Annotated in this window: 27 protein-coding genes; 5 read left to right on the plus strand and 22 right to left on the minus strand. The window is 45.4% G+C overall.

Annotation, left to right across the window (positions count from 1 at the left end; all coding sequences use genetic code 11):
* Positions 1-85: 85 nt before the first annotated feature.
* Positions 86-1,297 (plus strand): O-antigen ligase family protein, encoded by a 1,212-nt coding sequence (locus NSS66_RS08810; RefSeq protein WP_069079983.1) that lies wholly within the window; start codon positions 86-88, stop codon positions 1,295-1,297.
* Positions 1,298-1,420: 123 nt separating this feature from the next.
* Here the strand turns inward: NSS66_RS08810 and NSS66_RS08815 are convergent, their stop codons facing one another.
* The 7 genes from NSS66_RS08815 to NSS66_RS08845 all read right to left on the minus strand — a co-directional run bounded on the left by NSS66_RS08815 (position 1,421) and on the right by NSS66_RS08845 (position 7,032).
* Positions 1,421-2,245 carry a purine-nucleoside phosphorylase gene (locus NSS66_RS08815; protein WP_023989218.1) on the minus strand — a complete coding sequence of 275 codons (825 nt, stop codon included), beginning with the start codon at positions 2,243-2,245 and terminating at the stop codon, positions 1,421-1,423.
* Positions 2,246-2,317: 72 nt separating this feature from the next.
* On the minus strand, positions 2,318-3,262 hold the full coding sequence (gene xerD, locus NSS66_RS08820; protein ID WP_340958779.1) for a site-specific tyrosine recombinase XerD: 945 nt from the start codon (positions 3,260-3,262) through the stop codon (positions 2,318-2,320).
* A 102-nt stretch (positions 3,263-3,364) separates the two neighbouring features.
* Positions 3,365-3,607, minus strand: coding sequence for a YqzK family protein (locus NSS66_RS08825; protein ID WP_023989220.1), 243 nt, complete (start codon positions 3,605-3,607; stop codon positions 3,365-3,367).
* Positions 3,608-3,773: 166 nt separating this feature from the next.
* Positions 3,774-4,271: a ferric iron uptake transcriptional regulator gene (gene fur / locus NSS66_RS08830; RefSeq protein ID WP_023989221.1), complete on the minus strand. Its 498-nt coding sequence runs from the start codon at positions 4,269-4,271 to the stop codon at positions 3,774-3,776.
* 99 nt (positions 4,272-4,370) lie between these two features.
* On the minus strand, positions 4,371-5,024 hold the full coding sequence (gene spoIIM / locus NSS66_RS08835; protein ID WP_023989222.1) for a stage II sporulation protein M: 654 nt from the start codon (positions 5,022-5,024) through the stop codon (positions 4,371-4,373).
* Between the two features lie 195 nt (positions 5,025-5,219).
* Positions 5,220-6,416 carry an endonuclease Q family protein gene (locus NSS66_RS08840; protein ID WP_209943680.1) on the minus strand — a complete coding sequence of 399 codons (1,197 nt, stop codon included), beginning with the start codon at positions 6,414-6,416 and terminating at the stop codon, positions 5,220-5,222.
* Between the two features lie 4 nt (positions 6,417-6,420).
* The gene (locus NSS66_RS08845) at positions 6,421-7,032 is read right to left on the minus strand and encodes an NUDIX domain-containing protein (protein ID WP_076264831.1); all 612 of its coding nucleotides are present in this window, start codon (positions 7,030-7,032) and stop codon (positions 6,421-6,423) included.
* A 125-nt stretch (positions 7,033-7,157) separates the two neighbouring features.
* Here NSS66_RS08845 and mciZ point away from each other — a divergent pair, with 125 nt between their 5' ends.
* On the plus strand, positions 7,158-7,301 hold the full coding sequence (gene mciZ, locus NSS66_RS08850; protein ID WP_076159536.1) for a Z-ring formation inhibitor MciZ: 144 nt from the start codon (positions 7,158-7,160) through the stop codon (positions 7,299-7,301).
* Positions 7,302-7,373: 72 nt separating this feature from the next.
* On the opposite strand, the gene NSS66_RS08855 is transcribed toward mciZ, so the two are convergent.
* Positions 7,374-8,507, minus strand: a complete 1,134-nt coding sequence (locus tag NSS66_RS08855; RefSeq protein WP_023989225.1) for a tripeptidase T — start codon at positions 8,505-8,507, stop codon at positions 7,374-7,376.
* A gap of 85 nt (positions 8,508-8,592) precedes the next feature.
* Here NSS66_RS08855 and prli42 point away from each other — a divergent pair, with 85 nt between their 5' ends.
* Complete coding sequence (gene prli42 / locus NSS66_RS08860; protein WP_023989226.1) at positions 8,593-8,697, plus strand: stressosome-associated protein Prli42; 105 nt, start codon at positions 8,593-8,595, stop codon at positions 8,695-8,697.
* 121 nt (positions 8,698-8,818) lie between these two features.
* Here the strand turns inward: prli42 and lipB are convergent, their stop codons facing one another.
* From lipB to NSS66_RS08890, 6 genes are all read right to left on the minus strand, one after another.
* The gene (gene lipB / locus NSS66_RS08865; protein WP_068941567.1) at positions 8,819-9,517 is read right to left on the minus strand and encodes a lipoyl(octanoyl) transferase LipB; all 699 of its coding nucleotides are present in this window, start codon (positions 9,515-9,517) and stop codon (positions 8,819-8,821) included.
* Between the two features lie 45 nt (positions 9,518-9,562).
* Complete coding sequence (locus tag NSS66_RS08870; protein WP_023989228.1) at positions 9,563-10,954, minus strand: dihydrolipoamide acetyltransferase family protein; 1,392 nt, start codon at positions 10,952-10,954, stop codon at positions 9,563-9,565.
* An 88-nt stretch (positions 10,955-11,042) separates the two neighbouring features.
* Positions 11,043-12,029 (minus strand): alpha-ketoacid dehydrogenase subunit beta, encoded by a 987-nt coding sequence (locus tag NSS66_RS08875; protein WP_013310796.1) that lies wholly within the window; start codon positions 12,027-12,029, stop codon positions 11,043-11,045.
* Between the two features lie 2 nt (positions 12,030-12,031).
* Positions 12,032-13,060, minus strand: a complete 1,029-nt coding sequence (locus NSS66_RS08880) for a thiamine pyrophosphate-dependent dehydrogenase E1 component subunit alpha (RefSeq protein ID WP_068941562.1) — start codon at positions 13,058-13,060, stop codon at positions 12,032-12,034.
* 140 nt (positions 13,061-13,200) lie between these two features.
* Positions 13,201-14,622, minus strand: coding sequence for a dihydrolipoyl dehydrogenase (gene lpdA / locus NSS66_RS08885; RefSeq protein WP_023989230.1), 1,422 nt, complete (start codon positions 14,620-14,622; stop codon positions 13,201-13,203).
* 126 nt (positions 14,623-14,748) lie between these two features.
* Entirely contained in the window at positions 14,749-14,982 is a 234-nt protein-coding gene (locus NSS66_RS08890; RefSeq protein ID WP_013310799.1) for a hypothetical protein, read from the minus strand.
* Between the two features lie 208 nt (positions 14,983-15,190).
* Here NSS66_RS08890 and NSS66_RS08895 point away from each other — a divergent pair, with 208 nt between their 5' ends.
* Entirely contained in the window at positions 15,191-15,787 is a 597-nt protein-coding gene (locus NSS66_RS08895) for a thymidine kinase (protein ID WP_023989232.1), read from the plus strand.
* 171 nt (positions 15,788-15,958) lie between these two features.
* Complete coding sequence (locus NSS66_RS08900) at positions 15,959-16,735, plus strand: sporulation protein (protein ID WP_023989233.1); 777 nt, start codon at positions 15,959-15,961, stop codon at positions 16,733-16,735.
* Between the two features lie 109 nt (positions 16,736-16,844).
* On the opposite strand, the gene NSS66_RS08905 is transcribed toward NSS66_RS08900, so the two are convergent.
* From NSS66_RS08905 to ahrC, 8 genes are all read right to left on the minus strand, one after another.
* Positions 16,845-17,249, minus strand: a complete 405-nt coding sequence (locus tag NSS66_RS08905; RefSeq protein ID WP_340958785.1) for a hypothetical protein — start codon at positions 17,247-17,249, stop codon at positions 16,845-16,847.
* A gap of 363 nt (positions 17,250-17,612) precedes the next feature.
* The gene (locus NSS66_RS08910) at positions 17,613-18,167 is read right to left on the minus strand and encodes a hypothetical protein (RefSeq protein ID WP_340958787.1); all 555 of its coding nucleotides are present in this window, start codon (positions 18,165-18,167) and stop codon (positions 17,613-17,615) included.
* Between the two features lie 113 nt (positions 18,168-18,280).
* Positions 18,281-19,981 (minus strand): methyl-accepting chemotaxis protein, encoded by a 1,701-nt coding sequence (locus NSS66_RS08915; RefSeq protein WP_028540601.1) that lies wholly within the window; start codon positions 19,979-19,981, stop codon positions 18,281-18,283.
* Between the two features lie 299 nt (positions 19,982-20,280).
* A complete protein-coding gene (locus NSS66_RS08920) occupies positions 20,281-21,030 on the minus strand; it encodes a class I SAM-dependent methyltransferase (protein ID WP_068941555.1) in 750 nt (249 codons plus the stop codon).
* Between the two features lie 526 nt (positions 21,031-21,556).
* Positions 21,557-22,360 (minus strand): sporulation transcription factor Spo0A, encoded by an 804-nt coding sequence (spo0A, locus tag NSS66_RS08925; protein WP_023989239.1) that lies wholly within the window; start codon positions 22,358-22,360, stop codon positions 21,557-21,559.
* 216 nt (positions 22,361-22,576) lie between these two features.
* Positions 22,577-23,737, minus strand: a complete 1,161-nt coding sequence (spoIVB, locus tag NSS66_RS08930; protein ID WP_023989240.1) for a SpoIVB peptidase — start codon at positions 23,735-23,737, stop codon at positions 22,577-22,579.
* Between the two features lie 123 nt (positions 23,738-23,860).
* Entirely contained in the window at positions 23,861-25,579 is a 1,719-nt protein-coding gene (gene recN / locus NSS66_RS08935; RefSeq protein WP_028540598.1) for a DNA repair protein RecN, read from the minus strand.
* Positions 25,580-25,637: 58 nt separating this feature from the next.
* A complete protein-coding gene (gene ahrC, locus NSS66_RS08940; RefSeq protein WP_013310809.1) occupies positions 25,638-26,087 on the minus strand; it encodes a transcriptional regulator AhrC/ArgR in 450 nt (149 codons plus the stop codon).
* Positions 26,088-26,099: the final 12 nt, after the last annotated feature.

Raw genomic sequence — 26,099 nt, forward strand, 5'->3', positions numbered from 1 at the left:
AATGAAAATAAATATTTTATTATTATTGTACAAGAAGATACGTTTTGTATATTATAGATACATAATGTATCCAGGTGGTGAAATCGTGAAACATGTACTTACAGTAGCTGGTTTACTGGCTTTTTCGATTCCTTATGCTTGTCAGGGTTTGTCCCCCAGAGTTATCACGATTTCCGTGCTTATCCTGTTGTTCAGCTATACCATGCTACTACCTTCACTCAAGTCATTGATCGCAACCTTAGCCGACAATCCGTTACTGACTCTACTCACGCTGTACATCGCTGCCTCCTGCTTATGGGCTGAACAAGAACAGACCTCTTCCTTGCTGATGGTTCTCAAATTCCTTGCCTTCTCTACCTTTGGGCTCTATTTGGTCACCCATTATACAACTCAGGGCTGCATTCGCCTCTTAGTCGTTACGTTAAGTATTTTGAGCATACTCAATCTACTCGCCGTTTTGCTCGTTCCCTCCTTTGCCATTCATGGTGGAGTAGAACATACTGGGCTATGGAAGGGCATCTCTGGTCATAAAAATACACTTGGAACTCTCTCTCTGTTAAGTTTTGTTTCACATGTCATTTATTTTTTCAGGGGTAAACGTAAAGTTTTGCATGTTGGCTTTATCTTACTCAATGCCCTATTGCTCATCGAGTGCCAATCTACCACCTCTTTGGTACTGACATCTTCGCTCTTCATATTTATATTGTTTATACTGCTATTCAAGAGAATCCGAAGCATTGCGTTGCGCGGTTTCTTCATTAGCTGTTCCTGCTTGCTCGTTCTTTTGGGTTTGGTACTCACCTTTACTTATGGAGATGCGATTGCGTCGGAATTCGGAAAAACAACGACCTTAACTGGAAGAACGGAAATCTGGCAGGGGATTGGTGGTGCTATTCAGAGCCATTACTGGTTCGGACATGGTTACGGCTCCTACTGGGCAGCCCGACCCAGTATCTATGCGAACGGCATCCGATTTGATCTGACAAGCAGCCATAGCGGTTTCCGTGATCTGTGGATCGATGTGGGCCTTACAGGACTACTGGCAACAATTACACTCGCCATAACAACTTTATTTAAATTCAGAATTGGCAAAGCAGATATGTATACATGGCTGACGGCAGTGGTTTTTTTCCTATTTATCGTATTGAACAATATAACGGACAGCCGTTTCCTGAACTCGCTAGCCATTTACTGGATCATTTTTATGGTTATTGTGATCAAGGTGCAAGAACGACATAAACTGGCTGTAGCAGAAAAAGCGAATTCAACTGCATTGAGCACACCACCTCTTCATTAAGAGATCATACTCAGCTCAACCGTTGATGTAAAAAAGAACCCCATATCCACGCCATCAAAAGGCGATCGGATATGGGGTTCTTGGGATATATGTCCACCGCTTCGGTTGAACATGATCCCCAATCTACATTTGTGGAATAATCGCTAGCACAAGTTTTAAAAATTGCTCACGTACTTTCTCTGCCGTCTCCATCACTTCACCATGAGACAAAGGCTGATCCAGAATGCCTGCGGCCATATTCGTGATACAGGAGAAGCCCAGTACCTCAATACCTGCATGACGGGCTACAATAACCTCAGATACGGTCGACATACCCACCGCATCTGCACCCAGTGTACGCAGCATAACGATTTCAGCAGGCGTTTCATAGTTAGGCCCCAGCAATCCAGCATATACACCTTCTTGCAGACTGAAGCCCTGTTGGTTAGCCGTTTGCTTGGCAATTTCACGCAAGCGGCGGCTGTACGCCTCCGACATGTCTGGAAAACGAACGCCTAGACCAGCATCGTTCGGTCCGATCAATGGATTTTGTCCTGTCAGATTAAGATGATCCGAGATGACCATCAGATCGCCTGCTTCGTAGGAAGTGTTTACACCACCTGCTGCATTCGTCACCAGCAGACTTTGAATCCCCAATTGCTTCATCACCCGAACTGGGAAAGCCGTCAGCTGCGGGCCATATCCCTCATACATATGAAAGCGCCCTTTCATCATGACGACAGCGCGACCTTCAATCGTGCCTAACAGTAATTCTCCCTCGTGACCTTCTACCGTCGATACAGGAAAATGGGGAATATCCTGATAAGGAATACTAATTCCATCCTGAATTAAATCGGCCAGAATACCGAGACCTGATCCCAGAATAAGACCAATCTCTGGACGTATTCCGCTCTTGGCACGGATATAATCTGCTGCTTCCTGAATTGTAGATTGGTTGGCTGTTGACATTAATATCTCTCCTGACTTGTACAATCGTAAAGTTATAGTCATTATCACATTTTCTATGAAAGCAAAGTATCGTTACGTTCGATCTTTGCTTTCATGAGAAGTGCGGTTGCCGCCGTGCGGGTGATGCTTTTCATATACTTCCTTCATATTCCGTCTGGCCGTCTGCGCATATACCTGCGTCGTTGACAGATCAGCATGACCCAGCATTTCCTGTACAGAGCGTAAGTCCGCTCCGCCCTCCAGCATATGTACCGCAAAGGAATGCCGCAACGTGTGGGGCGTGATATCCTCGCTTATGCCTGCTTCCTGGCCGTACTTCTTAATCATTTTCCAGAAGCCCTGTCTACTGAGACGCTGACCAGATACGTTCAGGAACATGGCTTCCTGCTCTACCTGAGCTTCTTCACCCTGCCCGGATCTCAGCAATAATAGACGCTGCTCGTCCATGTAGGCTTGTGCCCACTGTGATGCCTCACGGCTGATCGGTACAACACGCTCCTTGCCTGCCTCGCCGCCACAGTGCACAAAGCGCAGATCGGTGCGGACATCACCCACGTTTAGGGCAATCAGCTCCGATACACGAATGCCCGTCGCATATAGCAACTCCAGCATCGCCTTGTCTCGCACCCCTTGCGGGGCAGTCACATCCGGCGCGTCCAGCAAACGCTCTATCTCATCCTGCGTTAGCACCGAGGGCTTCTTTTTAGTCGCTTTGGGCAGCTCCAGCAGAACGGACGGATCATGGATCGTAATTCCCTCCCGAATAAGAAAATGAAAAAAGGAGCGAATGGAGGCGACGCTACGTGATATCGTCGCCGCAGCTTTTCCCTGTTCCTTCAAACGGCCCAAATACAGTACCAGATGTGACCGTTGGACGTTATCCGGCTGCTCAATACCACAGCTTTCTGCGAACTCGGCAAACTGCTGTACGTCCCGTTGATACGCTTCCAATGTGCTGTGCGACAAACCTTTTTCCTCTTCCATATATTGAACGAAAGGTTGAATGTACATTTTCATGAGTTCCAAAAGTCTCCTTGTTCTGCATACAACGGTTCAGTCTCAGCGTCTGCTTCTTCGTGTGCGTTCATATCATAAGCTCATCAAGACCGATTACTTAGACTATTCACCATACCAGTAAAAGAAACGTAAACGTTCCAACACTGCTATTCGATGCTCGGACCCTTCATTTACTTTTTGCCCGCCAAATACCTTAACTGCATGTCCTTCCGGTATTCGGTAATGATCTACAGGTGTTATCCAATCTGTAAACAGCCTGAGGCTATAAAAGAACATACATGCTAGCACTCCGAACAATATTACCAAACGCAGCCATTTTAGTCCTCTCCGCAACGATAGTACCATGTGGATCAGCCGCCTTTTCCTCAGAATATAGTCCCTATTAGGACTCTCTATGGAAGGGTATGACAAGCTATTCCTTTTTATACCACTTAATCTCGAACAACAGATTCCTAACCAAAAAAGCTCTCCCGAACGCATCTTCGTCGGTGAGAGCTTGGGTAGTCAGCTTTTAGTCCTGAGATTTGTGTTTTCTGGATTTGCCCAAAGATTTCTGAGCCGTCGTATCGTTCTTCGCCTTACAACGATAACAGATACCGTGGAAGTCCAAACGATGATCCACTACGGTAAAATTATATTCCCGTTCCAGACGCTCCTCCAATGGTCCAAGCCAATCTTCCAGTATTTCATCTACACTGCCACACTGCACACATATCAAATGGTGATGGTGATGTTTGGTTGTATCGCCGCGCAAATCATAACGCGCAACGCCATCACCAAAATTAATTTTCTCCACGACATGCAGTTCACTTAGCAGTTCTAGGGTACGGTATACGGTTGCCAGACCGATTTCGGGAGCTTTCTCTTTGACGAGCATAAATACATCTTCCGCACTCAGATGATCATCTTCGTTCTCAAGTAAAACTCTGACGGTGGCTTCCCGCTGAGGCGTTAGTTTGTAGCCCTGGGATTGCAGCTGCTGCTTAATTTTTTCGATCCGTGCTTCCATGTGTCTCCCTCCCCCTGCAAAGCTACTGCCTACTGCACTTTTTTCACTCCTATTATTATAGGGGGTCTATACAAATAAAGTCAAACATTTTGAAACGGATCAAGATGATACGGAAGCTGTCAGCATAGGAGTGACCCATTGCATCATAACCGGGGTGATCCAAGTTTCAAAGGACGCGCTACCGATAAGAAGCACCATCATCACAGCAGTCAATCCTGCATAAGACAGCAACGGACGCAGCATCCCGTCTGACGGCCGGGTAGCGAGTATTTTGGTTTTGATCATATGGATGGAAAAAGTCATCGCAGCCACGCTGCAGACGAGCAGTACCGGAATGACGAGCAGGTTATGGGGAGCAACTGAAACCAAAGAAAATAGCAGTCCTTTCCACGAATATTGCCCCACCATATAACCTACTGAAAATCCGATTAGCACACCCTTGAGGAAATTCAATACAAGAATGCCCGGTAGACCAATAACCGAAAGGCCACACACCCAAATTAGGCCGACCCATTTCAGATGTAAAGATACGCTATCCCAAAAGGTCGAAGCCGCCTGCGAATCAGCGAAGCCCTGTTCGTTTTGATTGACTGTTACAAAAAAATCCTTCAGGTAACGGGACAAATCCTGTAACTGCTCCAGCGAGAGTGCGTTTACCATAAGTGCGCCAAAGACGACTCCCACCAGAAACAGCACAGCCAAGAAAACATAATACGGCGTCTGATCTTTTAACGTATGACGAAACCATTGCATCGGCGTCCTGCCCCTTTCATCTGCTTGTTTGTCCAAAAAACAACCGTAATCCGACGGCTGATGGCTAGAAATGGGGCAACTTTCACTGCAGATCAAGGATCAAGCATCACGAATGATGTGCCAAGCCAGCGGCATAGATAATTTATGGTTATGAACAAGCAGACGCTGATATGCCTTTAGAGGGACAAGACTTTACTAGGACTTAGCTATTTTGCCGTATGTTCCACCACCACCGGATACAAGAGACAGTCGCCCCTCGCGTGAAAGCACAATTTGCTCTGCTAGCACTTTTCCGACGACTGCTGCTAACTCCTCCTGCGTAACCTCATGTAAAATATTCATTTCTGTTCCAAATGCAACCAATAGCTGGTTCAGCTTGGCTTTGCCCAGACCTGGAATAAACTCCAGGGGAATCTGGTAAATGTACGGCGGACGATGGGAAGGAATCATGGACTGTTCACGGTCGGCAATGCTCCATATTCGATCCAGCACACCTCGCACCAGCTTGGTATGACCACAGTCAGGACAACGTTCATCCGCCATCTGTTGCTCGTCAATAATCGTACCGCAGCTTTGACAGTAAGAACGATGGTATTTGCCCAGTTTCGGATTTAATCCGTAGTTGGCACGCACCCGTCGTCCTTCCCGCCGCTCCAAAGCCATTCTGAATTCATCAAAACACGGCTTTGCCAGTGATAATTTGTTGTATTCTCGTCCGATTTTCCCAAGTGAATGGGCATCTGAATTCGTGAGAAAGCTGAAGCGATCCAGTTCCGAAATCAAACCGGCCATAGATGAATCTGCGCTCAGCCCCAGCTCCACCCCGCTAACGAGCTCCATATCCAGCAGTTCCTCCATACGGGCCGCTGAGCTGCCGTATATGCCCTTATGAGGAGTAAACACGTGCGCAGGCACCATAATGCCTCCACGTCCGTAAATTTGCTGCTGCAACTCGCGTGGCGGCGCATAGATTCGTTGTGAGCTAAGATTAACATTTTTCATATGCCGGGCCAGCCATTGGGTAAAATCCTTCATCGCCGCCAGATCTGGAAAATAGGCCAGTACGTGCGCCTCAGGGCGACCTTCAGCACGTATTTCTAGCTCCGTGCCAAGGAGAATAACCGTATCCCGGTAAGCGATACCGCCGCCGCTGATTTCTTTCATTTCACCCGTATGTAAATAGGTACGAATATCCTCCTGTACATTAGGTGCATGGCAGTCAATGATACCGATCAGCCCAATTCCTTTACGACCGGAGGCTTCCTTAGCTATGTTGGCAAAGGTCAGATCGCGGCTGCCACTAATTTTGACCGGATTTCCCTTCTCTGTTCTGCCAATATGAATATGCAAGTCTGCAAAGTAGTCGATAAGTTCTACTATATTTTCATCCATCCGCTTAGAAGCTCCCTGTATGTTGGCGGTGTTGCCACGCATAGACGGCCAGAATCGTTTTGGCATCACTAATCCGTCCTTCACGAATGAGCGTCTGTGCTTCTTCCAGCGTCACCTCAAACAACTCCAGAAATTCATCCTCATCCGGTTCCATCTCACCTAACTCCAGTTCTTCGGCCACATACAGATGGATGATTTCATCCGCAAAGCCAGGAGAGGTATAAAAGGAGTGTAGCAGCTTCAACGACTTGGCAGTATAACCTGTCTCTTCTCTCAGCTCACGCCCCGCTGCTTCCATCGGATCTTCACCCCGCTCTAGCTTACCTGCAGGAATTTCTACCTCACAGCGCCCCATCGCCTGTCTGTACTGGTCCACGACCAGCATTTTCCCTTCATGTAGAGCCAAAACAGCCACCGCACCTGGATGCTTTACGATCTCACGCTTTCCAGTGGAGCCGTCGGGAAGCTCTACCGTGTCTACCTGTAATGTAATGACCTTTCCCTCAAAAATAGGCTGTGTGGACACAGTCTTTTCCTCCAGCGCAGGATTGGAATAAGGCTTGCAATGTGCATCGTTTGTTGGATTGTTCAATTGTCCGTTCGTTTGCTCGTTCATCGGTAAGTTTCCTCCTTCATATCTATCTTTCTTTATTAATTATCACCAAAGTTAGTCTAACTTGTCCACTTTGTACATATGCTGGTGGTAGGATAACAAACTTCCTGTCATAAGGAGATGCAGAAATGAAAAGCTACCGTACTGAAAGCACCCTCCATATCGTTGGTAAAGCCTGGCAGATTCAAGCACTCTTGCGTCAGTGGCAAAAGGAACACGGACCTACCGCCACCATCGCTTCGCTAGCTGTTCCAAAAAAGGTTCAGGTCTAAAGACGAAGGAACGCTGTTCCTGTCTTTAACCTGAACCTTTTTTTCAGTATGTTGCAAGTGTATGATACAAGTTTATTTTGTGGTTTCTTGAATCAGAGCTATGACAACTTCAGCAACCTTCACGAGGTCATCGGCCTTAATCTTTTCCTCTGTTGTATGGATGTTCTGGTAGCCCACAGCCAAATTCACCGTTGGAATTCCAAGCCCGTTGAATACATTAGCATCTGAGCCACCACCGGAATGGAAGGTCGGCGTTGCCAGTCCCAGTCCTTGAATTGCACGCTGTGCAACCTGTACAACTTCGTCATGCTCCGTAAAGCTGAATGCCGGATAGATGACTTCACTGCGGAACTCTCCCTGTGCACCAAATTCGCGTGTGGTGGTTTCCAGCGCTTCACGCATATGCTGGATTTGATGATTAACCTTTTCCTGCACAATACTACGTGCCTCTGCACGGATCAATACAAAATCGCATACCACATTCGTCGCGCCGCCGCCCTCGAAACTGCCGATGTTAGCGGTCGTTTCCTTATCAATCCGTCCTAGTTTCATTTTAGAAATGGCTTTAGAAGCGACCTGAATGGCACTAATGCCATCTTCGGGATTTACCCCCGCATGAGCGGACTTCCCAGTTATCTTCATTTCAATACGTGCCTGCGTTGGGGCAGCTATACAAATAGAGCCAACTTCACCATTCGAATCCAAAGCATATCCGAAATCAGAATCTAGCACTTCTGGCTTCATCGCCCGTGCACCCATCAAACCAGATTCCTCGCCAGCCGTAATCACGAACTGGATTTGACCATGGGGAATATTCTGCTCGCGCACGACACGAATCGCCTCGAACAAAGCAGCAATTCCCGCCTTGTCGTCAGAACCCAGAATCGTTGAACCGTCACTACGAATCCAGCCATCCTCACCCAACTGTGGCTTAATGCCTTTACCCGGAGTAACGGTATCCATATGGCAGGTAAAAAATAATTTGGGTGCTTGCTCCACACCTTCCGCTTTCCAGGTGACGATCAGATTTCCTGAACCATGTCCGGTTCTTTCACGAGAATCGTCTTCCATTACTTCCAGCCCGAGTGCATTAAACTTTTCTTTTAGAACACGTGATATTTCCTGCTCATTTTTCGTTTCACTATCCACCTGTACGAGTTCCATAAATTCCTGTACGATTCGGTCTTTTACTACTTTTACTGTCATTAAACTTTCCTCTCTTTCCCGATTACGCTACAATACGGATAGATGTTCTTATCTATGACTTAAACCTATCCTAAAGGAGTTACACATGTCGAACAAAAAATGGGTTCGTTTTTTCGTCTACATTATGCTCGCAGCTATGATTGGTTCTACGCTGTTCATGGTAATTGAGCCGTTTATTATGCCACTATAATAACTATACCGCTCAAGGTATCCGGCTGCTCTAAGGCACTATTGAAGCCTTGAGTGGACGAGCTGTTACGTAAAGCAAACAGGCGGGCTTTCGTGTACATACACAATAGCCCGCCTTACCTTTATTGGAAAGAATGCGTTTGCCATTGCGCAGCAAATGAAAATTGCTGTTCAAAGAACGGTACAATTTCCTTCGCAATCTGCTCCACCGACATAGGCTTCTGTATGCAGTCCTCCAATGATGTCACACCGTATTCCTGAATTCCGCACGGGACAATGCCCTCAAAGCCCTCATGCTGTATCCCTGATTTGATGTTAAAGGCAAAGCCATGGCTGGTTACGAAGCCCCGACGGTGCTTACACTTGTTGAATTTGACGCCAATGGCCGCAATTTTTAGATTCCCGATCCATACCCCCGTATATTCAGGCTTACGGCTTCCCTCAACCCCATAAGATGCCAACAACTGGATGATCACTTCTTCCAGACTTCGAAGGTATCCGTGCAGATTCAGCGCCTCCCGGTTGCCGAGCATAAGTAGAGGATATCCGACAAGCTGCCCCGGCCCATGATATGTAATGTCTCCCCCACGGTCAATCTGAAAGACGCTGATTCCCTGCTCCTTCAGTTGCTCTGGTGTGAGGAGCAAATGTTCAGGATGCCGCTGAGAACCAATCGTGTAGGTCGGTGGATGCTGGAGAAGCATAAGCGTTTCTCTTGCCTCTCCCGCATCCAGCTTTCCCACAATCTCCTTCTGGACATCCCATGCATGGGCATATTCCATCCTATTCGTATAGGTTACATCAAGCGGTCGTCTGTTCACGGCCTGTCACTTCCTCTCCGTACATTTCCCCCACTGTTCGGATGATTAGTACAGCTTCGTATCCAAAGTGTAGCCTTCTAGATTTTCTTTAACCCGTTGCAGGAATCGTCCGCAAATCACTCCGTCCAAAATGCGATGATCCAGCGACAAGCACAGATTAGCCATCGAGCGAACCGCAATCATATCATCAATAACCACTGGTCTTTTGACAATGGATTCAAAGGTAAGAATTGCAGCCTGCGGATAGTTAATTACCGGATAAGATAAAATCGAACCAAAGGAGCCTGTGTTGTTTACAGTGAACGTTCCGCCTTGCATGTCGTCCAGTTTGAGCGTGCCTTCCCGGGTTTTACGTGCCAAATCGTCAATTTCACGAGCTAATCCAGCAATATTTTTCTGGTCCGCTTTTTTAATAACAGGAGTAAGAACGGAGTCCTCTGTACCCACGGCTAGCGAAATATTGATATCTCTTTTGACGATAATTTTGTCCACAGCCCACACCGAATTCATGATCGGATATTCTTTGATTGCATTCACGACTGCTTTCATGAGGAAAGCCAGATACGTAATATTGATGCCTTCTTTTTGCTTGAACTCGTTTTTGATCTTGTTGCGGAGCATTACCAGGTTGGTCACATCCACCTCAATCGTCGTCCATGCATGTGGAATTTCGGAAACGCTTTGTCGCATATTGCGAGCAATTGCACTGCGAATGGGTGTAACATCAATAAAATACTCGGATCTGTTATTGTTGCCACCCTCAACTTCGATCACAGGAGCCTTTGGAGCCTCCGTCAAATGAATCCCACTGTTACGAACCGGAATAGCAGGGTCCATATTTTGAATCGGTGTGCTGTGCTGAGTGGCAGACTGCTGTCTTCCTGCAAAAGGAGAGCCTTGTCCTGATGTTGTCGCAGTCGGCTGTCCAGATACTCCAGTGGGAGCAGAGCCGCCCTGCTGCACATAATTCAGCACGTCTTTGCGGGTAATTCTCCCCCCCATGCCCGTGCCTGGTACTTGGCTTAAGTCGACATTATGCTCAGCAGCCAGGGTTTGCACCGCTGGGGAAAAACGTCCTCTCATGGACTGGTCCGATCCAGCACTCTGCTGAGATTGTGTTTGTACGGTACTTTGAGATGCTGGTGCAGCAGGTGTCGCTCCTGATGCCGCCGCAGGTGCAGCCGACTTCGTCTGGATACGGCAAATTAACTCGCCTACCGCTACTGTCTGACCTTCCTCTGCCAACAGATCACCCATAATGCCGTCCAATGTGGATGGGATTTCTGCATTCACTTTATCTGTAATAACCTCGCAAATCGGCTCGAATTGCTCTACCGTTTCACCAGGTTGTTTGAGCCATTTGGCAATTGTCGCCGATACGAGCGATTCTGCCAATTGTGGCATGGTCACGTCGTTCCATTGTGTTTGGTCTGACATTTTTTCAACTCCTTAACATCATAGGAGGGAGCGTTTTACCGCTGCCCCCGCTATACTTTTGGAATGCTTTCGTCCAATCTAGCTTTTATTAATACATTGCAAGACGGCGCATGGCTTCCTTAACTTTATCCTTGTTTAACATATAAAACTTCTCCATCGGTGGACTGATCGGCATGGCTGGTACATCAGGAGCACATAGACGCTCAATCGGCGCATCCAGCTCGAACAGACACTCCTCATTAATAATTGCCGATACCTCGGCACCGATGCCGCCCGTTTTGTTGTCCTCATGCACGATTAATACCTTACCTGTATGTCGTGCAGCCTCAATAATGGCTTCGCGGTCCAGCGGTTGGAGTGTGCGCAAATCCACAACATGTGCGGTAATGCCCTCTTCCTTCTCCAATTCCTCAGCAGCCTGCATGACAAAATGCAAAGGCTGGCTATATCCGATGACCGTAATATCGTCACCCTCACGTAATAGATTAGCCTTGCCAATCGGAACGATATAATCATCCTCAGGCACTTCACCCTTGATCAGCTTGTAGGATTTTTTATTTTCAAAAAACAGCACTGGATCAGGGTCACGAATGGCTGCTTTCAGCAATCCTTTTGCGTCATAAGGTGTAAATGGAGCAACAATTTTCAAACCCGGCGTACCAAAAAAGATAGATTCTGGACACTGAGAGTGATACAAACCACCAAAGATACCACCACCGATTGGCGCGCGGATTACCACAGGACAGTTCCAATCGTTGTTAGAGCGGTAACGGATTTTAGCTGCTTCACTAATAATCTGATTTGTCGCCGGAAGCATGAAGTCCGAATATTGCATTTCGGCAATCGGCTTCATTCCGTACATGGCTGCACCAATCGCAACCCCGGCAATAGCAGACTCAGCCAATGGCGTATCCATGACACGTTGCTCACCGAATTGGTCCATAAGCCCCTTTGTCGTTGTAAAGACGCCGCCCTTCACCCCGACATCCTCACCTAATACAAAAACCGTTTCATCCTGCTCCATCTCTTCTTTCATGGCAAGACGAATCGCATCAATATATTCCATAATCGCCATTGTTACCGGCCCTCCCCATCGCTATCTGCATACACATGCAGCAGCGTATCTTCGGGCTTTGGAAAAGGCGCATTATCTGCATATTCAATCGCTTCCTTGACTTCGAGCAGCAGCTCAGCCGACAGATCCGCATCCTTGGCCTCATCCCAAATGCCGCATTCAATCAAGTAGTTTTTCATACGGGCTACGCCATCCTTGGCCCAGTTCTCATCCACTTCCTCCTTGGTCCGGTAAGCCAGATCATTATCAGAGGTGGAGTGAGGAGACAGACGGTACATCATGGCTTCGATCAGCGTAGGACCTTCACCGCGGACAGCACGTTCCCGTGCTTCCTTCACCGCCGCATATACCGCCAACGCATCATTACCATCGACTCGAATCCCTGGAAAACCATATCCCAAAGCACGGTCGCTTACCTTGCCTGCCAACTGTTTATGAATCGGAACCGATATCGCATATTGATTGTTCTCGCACATAATGATGACTGGCAGCTTCTGTACACCAGCAAAGTTACAGCCTTCGTGAAAATCTCCCTGATTGCTGGAGCCTTCCCCAAACGTAACAAACGAAACAAAATCCTTTTTCTGCATTTTGGCAGCCAAAGCTACACCTACTGCATGCGGAACCTGTGTCGTTACTGGGCTGGAGCCTGTCACAATACGCAGCCGTTTACTACCAAAATGTCCTGGCATCTGGCGACCGCCGCTATTGGGATCATCTGCCTTGGCAAATGCCGACAGCATTAGTTCGCGCGGCGTCATTCCTACCGCAAGCACGAATCCATAATCCCGATAATAGGGAAGAAAATAGTCCTTTTCCCGGTCAAGGCCGAAAGCTGCACCTACTTGTGCCGCCTCCTGTCCAATGCCAGAAACGTGGAAATTAATTTTCCCTGCCCGTTGCAGGAGCATGTTGCGCTCGTCAAATCTTCTTGCGAGCAACATATATCTGTACATATCAATAACTTGTCCGTGAGTAAGTCCCAGCTGTTCATGTCTGAAGCCAGCGTCTACAGCGCCTTTAGAACTCATTGAGGCACCTCCTTAAGTGTCAAACATCCTACTTCCAGTACCTAGTACCATCTTGTCTTAAAACCTGGTACTAAACTCTGGCTAACCCCATTATAATCCTTTTCTCCCCAAAAAGAAAAGCACCGATTTATTTGAAACGTTTATATGCCAATCGCCTGTCCATCAACGGCCAACATCGCTTCTCCCAAAATCTCCGACAACGTCGGATGCGGATGAATAAGTTGTCCGACTTCCCATGGCGTAGCATCCAGCAGTTGCGCAAGAGCGGCCTCGCTGATCAGATCCGTCACATGCGTACCGATCATATGTACACCGAGAATATCATTGGTCTTCTCGTCGGCCACTACTTTGACGAAGCCGTCCCGACTGCCGTATACTAGCGATTTTCCGATAGCTTGAAAAGGGAACTTCCCTGTCTTCACCTGATGTCCACGCTCACGGGCTTCTTGCTCCGTTAAGCCGACGCTCGCGGCTTCAGGACGTGTATAAATACACCGCGGAATCAGATGGTTAGGTACACTGTGAAACTCTTCGCCCGCCATATGATGAACCGCCTGCAAACCTTCATGGCTCGCCGCATGCGCCAGTTGTAAGCCGCCGATGCAATCTCCAATGGCGTAAATATGTGGTTCATTCGTCTGCAAATGCTCATTAACCGAGATAAAGCCACGCTCTACGCGGATATCCGTATTTTCCAGCCCGATATTTTCCACATTTGCCTGACGCCCTACAGAAATGAGCAATTTGGAAGCGCTGAGGGTTTCGGTTTCTTCCCCTTTTTGCACGTCAATCTGTACGCCTTCCTCATCTTTGCCGTATGTTTTAGCCAGCACTTGTGAACCCGTCAGCACCTTGACACCACGCTTGGTTAACAAGCGCTGCATTTCACGCGAAACGTCTTCGTCTTCCGTGGGAATAAGTCGATTCGCGGCTTCAACCACCGTAACCTCCACGCCAAAATCATTTAGCATGGAAGCCCACTCTACGCCAATAACACCACCGCCCACGATAATCAGGGATGCTGGTAGCTCCTCCATAGTTAACGCTTCGTCACTGCTCAGGATAAATTCGCCATCTGGCTCCAGTCCGGACAGCACACGCGGGCGTGATCCCGTTGCGATAATGAGATGTGTAGGAACAATCGTTTCCATCTCACCATTTTCTAGTTCCACAGCAACTGCCCCGCTTTTTGGAGAAAATATAGACGGACCAATCACACGTCCCTTACCACTCAGCACCGTAATTTTATTTTTACGCATCAAAAATTGAACGCCTTGATGCAGTTGCTCCACAACGGCTTCCTTACGCTCCTGAACCTTAGGAAATACAAGCTGTGCTCCCGATGTCTCAATACCGTATTGTGCACTTTCCTTAATCGTCGCATATACTTCCGCACTGCGCAGCAAGGCTTTACTCGGAATGCAACCACGGTGCAGACAGGTTCCACCAAGCTTGTCCTTTTCGATGATAACCACTTCCTTGCCTAGCTGGGCGGCACGAATGGCTGCTACATACCCCCCGGTTCCTCCACCCAAAATAGCGACATCACAATGTATAGTCATGTTTCTCCTCCATTAACAATTGATTATATATAGCTTATTGTACTCTCTTTATTTCACTGTACAAAATATAGCATTTAGGCATAGGCTACAAAAAAGATAACCCTTTAATCCAGATATCTTTCCATATCATTCATACAGCGCATCTCGTAATTTAGTAGACATCCTTGGACTTTGTGCTGATTTGGCTCGCAGCGCCTTGCGAAATGATTCATTTTGCTTGCGCAGAAAGTTCAGTTCTGTCTCCAGCTCAGTGATGAGTTCTAGAGCTTGCGGGCTGATCAGCCCTTGCTCCAGTAATGCTCCTTTTTTGGCACTATAATCCGTATTTTTTTCGTCCATGCCTTTCACTCTTCCCTTCATTCCACTACGCTTCACCATATCATGCCAGAGGCGGCAGAGCAATGACGACCACATTTACGTTTTAGGAATAGACATACAACAACATGTCGAAAAACAATATATTTTCTCTAGTCTGTATGCGGCTGGTTATGGTAATCTATAATGGCGTTTTCTTTCGGAGAAGAAGATTTACAGTGTTATGTACATGTTACAGAGAGGGGAATTCGCTTTGCCTACAGGACGAATTACGATTATTACAGGCCCCATGTTCAGTGAAAAATCCGGCGAATTGATTCGCCGCTGTCAAAAACTAATCCAATACGGGCATCGTAAAGTGGTCGCTTACAAACCCGCTGAAGATAACCGCTATGCCGAGGACGAAATAGTAAGCCGGATCGGATATCGCCTGCCCGCTATCTCTATCCCCAGAAAACTCACAGATGAGCTCGTTCAGCGTATTTTGCAAGAAACAAAAGATGCAGACGTGGTTGCCTTTGACGAAGTCCAGTTTTTCAGTCGTCATATTATGTCGCTCGTACAAGAGTTAGCTTATTGCGGCAAGCATGTAATTGCCGATGGGCTGAATCTGGATTATCGGGGCAAGGAGTTCGGCTATGTTGGTGGTCTGCTCGCCATGGCGGATGACATCGAGAAGCTGACTTCCTTTTGCGCTGTATGCGGTAGCTCGGAAGCAGTATTTACGCAACGTATGGTAAATGGTAAACCTTCCACTGTAGGACCTATTGTGATGATCGGTGACTCTGAGGCTTATGAGCCTCGCTGTCGAAATTGCTTTATACCTCCTCATAAAGTGAACTGCGATTAGTAGACAGATAGATCGACAAGCTGCAATATGCCTACTTGAGTACCAGTTACTTTTTTCTTGCATTTTTTTGGAACGATTCGAACCATTGCCCCGTATATCCGGTTAAGCTGTACAAGTTTTTAGTTTTCGTTTGTATATCATGACCATGAGGTTATCTGGGGGGACGAAATAATGAGTTTTTTCAACAAAATCTTAGCAAGCGCAGGAATCGGTTCAGCTAAAGTCGATACGCTGGTAGATCAAGCCGTATATGTGCCTGGGGAAGAACTTAGTGGTATCATGCGCATCAAAGGCGGCAAGATTGATCAGGAAATCGGCAAAATTGACATTGAGCTCAAGACTGAATATATCGTGGAGCACGATGATAAAAAAACTACCACCACCTGCTGCATTGCACGGATCAAGGTATCAGATGGCTTTCATCTACAGCAAGGACAGGAGCTTGAAATTCCTTTTTCCTTCAGATTGCCGTTGGAAACTCCTGTTACTCATGCCAAACAGCCCGTCTGGCTGGAAACAGCATTAGATATTGGCATGGCTTTGGACCCAACCGATCGTGATTCACTCAAAATCGAGCCACATCCCTATATGAATACAGTGTTTGAGGCGGTTCACCTGTTGGGCTTCCGATTCCGTTCCTCCACCTGCGAACGTCACCCTAAGCTGGGACGCGGTGTTCCGTACGTACAGGAATTTGAATTTACGCCCGGATCAGAGTATGCACGTGATATCGAGGAGCTGGAGCTGATTATGCAGTTGGAACCCGAGGGTGTGCATGTGCTTGTAGAAGTAGACCGCAGGGGCAGAGGGTTATCTGGTTGGCTGGAGACTGCCTTTGATATGGATGAGCGTCATGCCTGGTTGAGCTTAAGCCGGGAAGAGCTATCCTATGGACCAGATCACATAGCAGATGCGCTTGAGGAATTGATTGACAGGCAAATTAGATAACAATGTAAAGCACAAACAAAAAACTCCTAACCAATTTACTTACATACGGTTGGGAGTTTTTATCAATTATAACAATTCTTTTATGATGGTCCTCAATCGTCTGTATAAACTAAAGTGGCAACATATCCTGTCTTTCCGCCTTATGCTTACACTCTTTGCATACCCCATACAGCGATCCATTGTCATCCGCATAGAAGGTTAATTTGTCTTCTTTTTTACAAAAGGAGCATTTTTGCTTGCCTGTGCCCTGGATAGAGTCAGACAGTCCAAATCCAGTTTGGGCCTGAATACCTGCTGCTTTTTCATTTGGGCGTGAACCGGAAGACACTTTAGACTTAGATTCATTTCCGGTGCGGGATTGTCGAGCGGACTTACGAGGACGAAATTCAACGACATTACTGCCCTGCTGTTCATTCACTTGTTTGTTGCTGCTGCGACTACGCCTTGCTTTAACAATCCAACCCAACGCCACCAACAACACGCCGAAGAACACCCAAGTCAGACTATTCCACATGCTCTCATCCCCGCCTTTGCTTTAGAATTAATTGGGTTAATACCACTAGCCCGTTCAATGCGATGACTTAGCCTATAGCTTTATTCATTGAAATATACCCGTTATACAGCCTCTGTGCTGTTCATCCGATTGTCTACCCATATAAAAATCGTACCCTCCATTGCAACATCCGACTCGCCTCTAAGCAAGAAATTGAGCATGTTAGGTAAATCATCTTTTCCTGAGGGATACATTGATCCGTTTTACAAATTGTACATCATCCTTTTGAAAAACGATAATATCCCCCCCATGGAATTCGTTCTCCTTATCAAAATGCTTACCTACTGCCCAATGGTGAGAACAAAAATGTCCCAGATGGCTACATTACTCCCCTTGATAATAAAAATCAATGAATCTTTTCGTCAAAGGATTAAACTTATCAAAGCGTTTGCGATGCGGTAAAAAGCCTGACTTATGTACTTGTTCTGCTAGTGTTTCTACATGTTCAAATCGCTTGAAAAAGGGCAACGCGAAAGTGTAGATATCTTCAATAATCTCTTGGATCACCCGTTCTCTTTCTGCTTCTGTGGACACAAGGTAATCCCTGTTTCCCGTATATTTCTTGGTGAGAGCAATCAGCTCACTGTGAAAACAAGCCCCAGTACTATACTTCTTTTTTATTCTTTTGGATTCTACGATAATATAAACTTTTAATGCACCATATTTCGTCGCACCAAAACAAATTCCAAATATAAATTCCTTGGTTTCTTTTTTCAAAACTTTTCTGCTTTTCAGATATTTAAAATCATTCAAAAACGGTGTAGCTATAATTTTTTCTATCGCTAACTGACGTAGGTCACTTGTTTTAAGTTCAGTCTTATTGTCCATGATGTCACTCCAACCCAAAGAAGTTCCCACCATTATATCATATCTTTCCAATTACAGATTCCTCATATCTCCACCCTTTAATCACAATATATTAATAAAAAAAGAAAAAAGCCGCTCACAATAGAGCAGCTAGTTCCTCTGAAACATAAAAAGCAGTATACGAATTATACTTTGAATTTACCAATTTGCCCTTGCAGATCCTCTGCCATCGTAGACAGGTTTCTTGCAGATGAAGCAATTTCCTCCATGGACGCCAGCTGTTCCTGAGTTGCGGCAGATACGTGTTGTGTCCCTGCTGCGGCTTCCTCAGCAATCGCTGAAATTTGTCTGACAAAACCAACAATCTCATCTGTACTTGCAGACATTTGTTCTGATCCGGCAGAAACCTCTTCAATTTCACTGGCCACTTTATTTACGGTTTCCTGAATGAGTTCAAAGGATGCGCCTGCATTTTGTACAACTTCACGACCTGTCATGACATCCTTCCCGTTAGACGCTACCGCCTCAATAGCATGGGTAGTATCCTTTTGAATCAATCCCACTAGCTCCGTAATTTGTTGAGCTGAATGAGCCGATTGTTCAGCCAACTTGCGAACTTCGCCTGCAACTACAGCAAATCCGCGACCATGTTCTCCTGCACGGGCCGCTTCAATCGCAGCGTTCAAGGCAAGAAGGTTGGTCTGACTAGAAATATTGGTGATAACATCAATGATCTTGCCAATTTCGTCTGAGCGCTCTCCCAATCCAGCCATGAGATCTGCCAATCCATTCATCGAATCATTCACGGCATTCATCTGCGTAACTGCCTGTTGAATCATCTGGTTACCTTCAGCCGATTTATGGGCCGCATCTTGCGCAGATGCGAATACATTTTGCGCGCGGATGGCGATTTGCTCAACACCGATAGACATTTCCTCAATAGCTTGGGACGATTTCGTCACCATATCTACCTGGTCTCCTGTTCCAGTAGCTACTTCTTGCACCGTTTCGGTTATTTGTGCAGAAGCTTGGCTATTTTGCTCTGCGCTGGCCGTCAATTCTTCTGAGGAAGTGGTTACCAACTCAGTCGTCTTACTCACAGATTGAATCAGTTGACGAAGGTTCTCAACCATGACATTGAAGGAATGTGCCAACGTACTGATCTCGTCCTTGCCCTTCACAATGATAGCTTCACTTGTAAGATCACCCGATGCAATACTTTCAGCAGCACGACTGATCCGCAAGATAGGTTTAGAAATAATTTGGGCTATGATGATTGCCATGATCAATGCTAATATAACGGCTGCTATACTCAAAACGATGATCAATTGTCTCCCTGAAATAAAGTTGTCAACAGCTTCTTTCGTAGTCTGTTTAGATCCATCTGCATTCAATTTAATGAGCTGACTGATCATATCGTTTGAACTATACCATAACTTATAGGACTCTTGATGAAGGATGCTTGATTGAGCATAATCATTAGCTTTACCTGCTTCGATCACTTCAGGCAACTTAGCCAAATACTCCGTATAATTTTTGGAGAATTCTTCGTACATTTCGCGTTCTTTAGGGGTAGCAATTAATTTTTCGTATGTTTTGCGGCCGTCCTCGACCTTTTTTAAAACCTTATCATATTCGGCCTGAACCTTCTCCATTTCCTCTGGGTCACGTTCTACAATAATGTTTAATGAAATCCGCTCTACATCAGATACATCACCATTTAGTGTTCCCAGTATGGTCACACTTGGCATCCAATGGCTATCAATTGCCATCGAAGTGTCACCTAGGTTTTTCATTTTTGAGATAGATACTGTACTAATCACGATCAGCAGGATTATTACCGCAAGAAAACCCAATATCAATTTTGTTCGAATGTTAAATTTCATATATTCGCTCCTCAGTTCTCTTTATATTAGATACTATATCGACAAGAAACGACACTTTGTTTATATCAAAATTAAAGAGAATTTCAGAACTGTTTACAAAAGGAAAATTTCCCTTCGTGATGGTTGGTGCAACTGATTCAGGTTTATTTTATAACCTCGTGGAGAGCATTATGTTTTAGAATCCCCAACAATTGTATCGTCATATAGCGAGGGAGATGCTGAAAATCTTTATTCACTTATTCCATCAAACTTATAAGTTCTAAAAAAAGGATACCCAGAAACGGGTATCCCTTTATGTTTTACTTCCTAGCAATCACCATAAATCGTTCTGAATTTGTTCTTATTCCTATTTCGGTTTGGTTGTCCACAATAAATTGTTGGAGTATTTGAAAATCAATTTCTTTTTCTCCGAAGTTAGGAATAATTGGAGTGTGTTTCAAGAGGAATATTAAGTCTGCAGGAGTCTGATAATATTCGTTTGCATTGAATTCAAATGACTGTATATCGTTAAAGCCCGCATCACTTAATTCGGTAATATATTTAGCTTTTAACGAGTCTTTCTTAGCACCCCATGCCTGTCCTCTTCCAAACGCTTCTTTAATATTTAATTTGTCGTTTTCGCTTACTTGCTGTGTCAGGAACATACCACCCTTTACTAACACCTTTGCTATTTCTTTTGCATAAAAACATGAATGTCGAGAAGAGGTTACATTAAAGAAGTTCTCAGGAAAATTCAGATTTTCAGCATCCATCTGGAGAAAACGAACATTTGCTATGTCTGATTCAGCAGAATTCTTGGTTGCTGTTTCAATCATTCCGGTGGAATGGTCAATCCCAACTAGAAGTAATGCAGAATCTGCTATTGATAAAATTGCTTCCCCGCCGCCAGTACCGATATCAAGCAATATATCCGACTTCTTGCATGTCTTCGCCACTTCATTGTAGAAGTCCCATTTTACTCCTTTGGAGATACATTTCACATTGCTGAAATCCCATCCGTTGATTTTTCCAACCTTATCATAAAACTCTTTATATTCTATTGAATTCATTTTTCTTCCACCTTCCAATTAAGGATAAAAACTACGAGTTAGCAGACCGATATCATTCAGAATTTTAGTTTTTGTAGCCAAAAGGATAGACTTCTCCCTTGACGGCTGGTACGCGTTTTTTCCAGCCCGGAAACTAAATACCTCGAACAATACGGAATGACATCCGATTCACCTCATTTGAAAGATTGTTTTAATTATATTTCTTATAGAGCTTGTCGATCAAGCAATAGTTCAATAACAATTCCAACTCTCTCCCTTGGTAGAACGACGACTGATAGCAATGAAATGACGATAATTGAAGAAAACTTTAAATTGTCCAGTTGAAATTGAAAATCGTTCATAAAAAATACCGCTCCTTTACTGGTTCTTGGAAGAACCAATAAAAAGGCGGTATTAGTTTTCTACTATTCAGAAGTTTATCGGTAATCTGGGCGGCTGTTTTGGAGATTAGAAGCCATCCCTGCAATTATCATTGATAAACGTCAAACCCCAAAAATCCCTTGCTTCATCAATCATTCTGACTCTTTCAGGACACCTTATTCTCAATCCGCAGCTTATCTGCCACCATCGCTATGAATTCACTATTGGTTGGTTTGGACTTACTGATATTAATGGTGTAACCAAACAGATGTGAAATGCTGTCGATATTTCCTCGGGTCCATGCTACCTCGATAGCATGACGAATGGCGCGTTCTACGCGAGATGCCGTCGTTTTGAACTTTTCGGCGATTGCCGGATATAATGTTTTGGTGATGGCTCCCAAGATTTCGATATTATTGTACACCATCGTAATGGCTTCGCGTAAATATTGATAGCCCTTGATGTGAGCTGGTACACCAATTTCATGTATGATGGCCGTGATACTGGCATCCAGGTTTTTCGTCTTACCCATAGGTACTACGTTGGACCGCATGGATGAAATGGTTACCGGACTGCTGCTAACTAACTGCGGTCCCACCAATTGGCGAACACGGTTAGCCAGCACTTCCATGTCAAACGGCTTCAAAATATAATAAGATGCCCCGAGCTGTACGGCCCTCTGTGTAATATTTTCTTGACCGAATGCAGTCAGCATAATGATTTTCGGCTGTGGAGTCAGGTTCATTTCTCTCAAACGCTCCAACACACCGAGACCATCCAGGTGAGGCATAATAATATCTAAAATAAGTACATCAGGTATGTTGCGGGATTCTGCGATGCGTTGGAGCACTTCTTCGCCGTTATAGGCGATTCCTGTAACTTCCATATCCTCCTGATCGGAAATATATTCAGCAAGCAAATTCGTAAATTCCCGGTTGTCATCAGCCAACAATACCTCAATTTTTTGCAATGTACTTCCTCCTCATTGAGTGATATTCCATTGTGATATCTGTTTACAGTATATAAATATTTCTTGTCGGAGTATATGATTTCGACATCGAATTATGAATTCCTTCTGTCGAAAATTATTTTTATTTATTTTTTTTAGAGTTTCTATTATAATTGATTCTTTATCTTGCAATTATGAGTTATTCCCCTGCTTTTCGACAAAAAAATCTTAAGGCCACTAGCTCGCCTTAAGATTAGAAGATGATTTCAAGCTTACGTTATTCTGCATGATTCCTGCATCGCGCAGCATCCATTCGATAAAACAACCGTAACCTGATTTAGGATCATTCACAAATACATGTGTCACAGCCCCGATAAGCTTACCATTTTGGATAATCGGACTACCGCTCATTCCTTGCACGATTCCCCCGGTCTTATCCAGCAGCTTTGGATCTACAATGCGAATCACAAGTCCTTTGGTTGCCGGTTTGTCCTGCTGAGAAATGTGTACAATTTCCGCCTGAAACCGCTGAATTTGTTGACCTTCCAGTACAGTCAAAATTTCTGCAGGTCCTTCTTTTACTTCATTCGCAAGGGCCACCGGAATAGGAGTCGAATACAATCCATATTGCGGCTCATCTGACATTTTCCCAAAAATTCCGAAATTCGTATTTCGTTCAATATTTCCTAATACCCGATGATCTTTGAGAAAATGAGCGCGTTTTTCTCCTGGTTCCCCACTTTGGCTTTTCGCAATTGACGTCACATTGGATTGCACAATCTCTCCGCTCCCCACGACAATAGGGGTTTGGGTATTCATATCGGTAATTACGTGACCCAAGGCCCCGTATACACCCTGGTCCGGTGCGTAAAACGTTAATGTACCTACACCTGCAGCCGAGTCCCTAATATACAACCCAAGCCGCCACGCTTTATCATCTTGATCATATGCTGGTGTTAACTTGGTGGAAATGGTCTGCTCCCCTCGACAAAGCGTGATGTCGAGCGGTTTTTTGTTCTTACCTGCTTCGTCTACTGCCTCAGCAACCCTTGCCAGGCTATTGAGTGGCTTGCCGTTCATGTGTGTAATTCGATCCCCTAGGCGAATCCCTGCTGTTTCACCAGGTGACACCTTACGATCATTACTTTCCTGAATGATATGGTGACCGACGACAAGCACTCCTGAAGATTTTACTTTGACCCCAATCGTCTGCCCCCCCGGGTATACTTTTAAATCGGGGACTACACTTTCTTGGGTTGTCCTCATGCTTTTAGAGCCGAACAAATCCAAAGAAGCTTGTGGAGGCAGCGCTGCTTGCACATACTGAGCGTTACCGATAGAACACATAAGAAAAACAAGCAAAAGACCGAGCAATTTGATCCTGGAGTAAAAATTCAATGGCTGTCACGCTCCCTTTGCTTCTTTCGCTTGACGAGTAAAGGTGGTCGCCAATTGCGTACCTATAAGGTAACCTTGCCCCCAGGCTTTTATAACTGTTAAACATTACGCCAGCCGCTCTTTTCAGGCTTTCTTTCCTTCCGCCAAATTCAGCATTTCCTGTGCGTGATGCAATGTTTTTTCGGTAATTTCCACGCCGCCCAGCATCCGTGCCAATTCCTTGACACGCCCGTCCTCCGTAAGTCCCTCAATTTGAGTCATGGTCCGTCCATCATGAACATTTTTCTCAATAAGGTACTGATGATCTGCCATACATGCCACCTGTGGCAAATGAGTAATGGAAAACACCTGACAAACGGAAGATAAACGATATAGCTTCTCGGCAATGGATTGAGCTGCACGACCACTCACCCCGGTATCCACCTCGTCAAAAATGAGTACTGGAATTTGATCATGACGCGCAAAAATACTTTTCATCGCCAACATGATACGTGATAGCTCACCGCCTGAAGCGATCTTACCAAGTGGACGTAGTGGCTCACCTGGATTGGGGGAAATAAGAAATTCCGCATTATCTATGCCTTGCTTGGTAGGCCTTACCTTCAGACCTTTATACTCATATCCGCGTGGATCTTCAATTGGATCAATGCGCACCTTGAGTGACGTTCTTTCCATCTGCAGGTCTTTTAACTCCTGCTCCACTTGCTCTGCAAGCTCTTCAGCACAAATTTCACGTGCTTCTGTAAGCTCTTCTGAAATCTCCAGCAAATCGGAAAGCAACTCATCCCGTTTTGCAATGAGCTGCTCCAGCCGCTCATCTTTATTTTCCAGCAGATCGGTTTCCTGCTCAATACGGCTATAGTATTCCAAAATCTGCTCTATACTATCACCATATTTTCGCTGTAATCCGGTAATTTGATTCAAACGTTGCTCCACTTCATGCAGCTTGCCTGGATTAAATTCAATATCCTCACGATAAGAACGTAATTGGAATGCTGCGTCCTCTAACTGGTAAAAAGCAGACTGAATCTGCTCCGCAATGGGCTGAAGGCTTTTGCTGTCATAGCTTTGGACATCGTTCAATCTGGACAATACGTTATTGATCGTATCCAGCCCACCTCTGCCGCTTAGCAGTTCGTATGCCCCTGATATCCCATCCATCATTTTCTCACTATGGGATAGCTTGACCCGTTCCTCTGCCAATAATTCATCTTCTCCCAATTTCAACTCCGCCGCAGCGATCTCTTCTAATTGAAATCGGTACATATCCAAAAGCTGATAAGCCTTTTGACTGGAGCTTTGCAGTTCTCTTACTTCTTTTTCCGCTTTGACAAAAGCATTGTAACGCTCACGGTAAAGCGTTTTGACTGGACCGATCACCGAATCACCGAACGTATCCAGCAGTGCCAGATGGCGATCTGCACGTAGCAGGCTTTGATGCTCATGTTGCCCGTGGATATTGACGAGTTGCTCACCTACCTCACGCAGCATCGTTAAATTAACCATCTGACCGTTAATTCGAGAAGAGCTTTTCCCCTGAACCGTAAGTTCGCGACGAATCAGCAAATGCTCCTCCGCATTAGCCTTAATCCCTTGTTCCTCAAGTGTATTCCAAACTGGATGTTTTACCGGCAGCTCAAACAAGGCTTCCATCTCTGCTTTATCACAACCGTAACGTACTAGATCAGCAGAGCCCCTACCGCCTGCAATCAGCCCAAGCGCATCGATAATAATGGATTTACCAGCACCTGTTTCCCCGCTCAAGACATGAAACCCTTTATAAAAATGAACATCGACGGCCTCTACGACCGCCAAATTCCGTATAGACAAAGTGACCAGCATCGTTCTTTCACCTCTATGATGTACAAATTAAAACGCCTAATATGCGTAGCCATTATAATTAGGAAATATAGCCCATAAGACGATTCACGATAGCTTCGCTGTTTTCTTCCGATCGGCAAATAATCAAAATGGTGTCATCTCCGCTAATCGTACCCATAATCTCGGACCATTCAATATTGTCCAATAAAGCAGCAATCGAGTTGGCTGTTCCCGGCAGACACTTCATCACAATCAGATTGGTTGTGTAGTCAATATGCAAAAAGTTATCGACCAACGTACGTTTCAGTTTCTGGGCCGGATTGTAGCGCTGATCTGAAGGCATTGAATATTTATATCTGCCATCGTCCATTGGAACCTTGATCAGCAGTAGCTCCTTGATATCACGCGATACGGTCGCCTGTGTGACCTGAAAACCAGCCTTACGCAATGCTTCAACCAGATCATCCTGCGTCTCAATCTCATGTTGTGAAATAATTTCCCTAATTTTAATATGTCGTTGACCCTTCATATAATCCTCCTA

Origin of the sequence: Paenibacillus sp. FSL R10-2748, from assembly GCF_038005565.1 — a bacterium.
GTDB classification, from domain to species: domain Bacteria; phylum Bacillota; class Bacilli; order Paenibacillales; family Paenibacillaceae; genus Paenibacillus; species Paenibacillus polymyxa_B.

What these genes read in the sequence shown, in the direction of transcription:
- NSS66_RS08825 (WP_023989220.1), bottom strand. Translation starts at nt 3,607, where the DNA reads ATGGTACTATCGTTGCGGAGAGGACTAAAATGGCTGCGTTTGGTAATA.
- NSS66_RS08915 (WP_028540601.1), bottom strand. Translation starts at nt 19,981, where the DNA reads ATGAAATTTAACATTCGAACAAAATTGATATTGGGTTTTCTTGCGGTA.
- lpdA (WP_023989230.1), bottom strand. Translation starts at nt 14,622, where the DNA reads ATGACTATACATTGTGATGTCGCTATTTTGGGTGGAGGAACCGGGGGG.
- spoIIM (WP_023989222.1), bottom strand. Translation starts at nt 5,024, where the DNA reads ATGCAATGGTTTCGTCATACGTTAAAAGATCAGACGCCGTATTATGTT.
- NSS66_RS08880 (WP_068941562.1), bottom strand. Translation starts at nt 13,060, where the DNA reads ATGAGTTCTAAAGGCGCTGTAGACGCTGGCTTCAGACATGAACAGCTG.
- NSS66_RS08905 (WP_340958785.1), bottom strand. Translation starts at nt 17,249, where the DNA reads ATGTGGAATAGTCTGACTTGGGTGTTCTTCGGCGTGTTGTTGGTGGCG.
- ahrC (WP_013310809.1), bottom strand. Translation starts at nt 26,087, where the DNA reads ATGAAGGGTCAACGACATATTAAAATTAGGGAAATTATTTCACAACAT.
- mciZ (WP_076159536.1), top strand. Translation starts at nt 7,158, where the DNA reads ATGAAAAGCTACCGTACTGAAAGCACCCTCCATATCGTTGGTAAAGCC.
- fur (WP_023989221.1), bottom strand. Translation starts at nt 4,271, where the DNA reads ATGGAAGCACGGATCGAAAAAATTAAGCAGCAGCTGCAATCCCAGGGC.
- NSS66_RS08900 (WP_023989233.1), top strand. Translation starts at nt 15,959, where the DNA reads ATGAGTTTTTTCAACAAAATCTTAGCAAGCGCAGGAATCGGTTCAGCT.
- NSS66_RS08815 (WP_023989218.1), bottom strand. Translation starts at nt 2,245, where the DNA reads ATGTCAACAGCCAACCAATCTACAATTCAGGAAGCAGCAGATTATATC.
- NSS66_RS08920 (WP_068941555.1), bottom strand. Translation starts at nt 21,030, where the DNA reads ATGAATTCAATAGAATATAAAGAGTTTTATGATAAGGTTGGAAAAATC.
- NSS66_RS08855 (WP_023989225.1), bottom strand. Translation starts at nt 8,507, where the DNA reads ATGACAGTAAAAGTAGTAAAAGACCGAATCGTACAGGAATTTATGGAA.
- NSS66_RS08890 (WP_013310799.1), bottom strand. Translation starts at nt 14,982, where the DNA reads ATGAAGGGAAGAGTGAAAGGCATGGACGAAAAAAATACGGATTATAGT.
- recN (WP_028540598.1), bottom strand. Translation starts at nt 25,579, where the DNA reads ATGCTGGTCACTTTGTCTATACGGAATTTGGCGGTCGTAGAGGCCGTC.
- NSS66_RS08870 (WP_023989228.1), bottom strand. Translation starts at nt 10,954, where the DNA reads ATGTCAGACCAAACACAATGGAACGACGTGACCATGCCACAATTGGCA.
- xerD (WP_340958779.1), bottom strand. Translation starts at nt 3,262, where the DNA reads ATGAAAATGTACATTCAACCTTTCGTTCAATATATGGAAGAGGAAAAA.
- prli42 (WP_023989226.1), top strand. Translation starts at nt 8,593, where the DNA reads ATGTCGAACAAAAAATGGGTTCGTTTTTTCGTCTACATTATGCTCGCA.
- NSS66_RS08845 (WP_076264831.1), bottom strand. Translation starts at nt 7,032, where the DNA reads ATGAACGAGCAAACGAACGGACAATTGAACAATCCAACAAACGATGCA.
- NSS66_RS08840 (WP_209943680.1), bottom strand. Translation starts at nt 6,416, where the DNA reads ATGGATGAAAATATAGTAGAACTTATCGACTACTTTGCAGACTTGCAT.
- NSS66_RS08875 (WP_013310796.1), bottom strand. Translation starts at nt 12,029, where the DNA reads ATGGCGATTATGGAATATATTGATGCGATTCGTCTTGCCATGAAAGAA.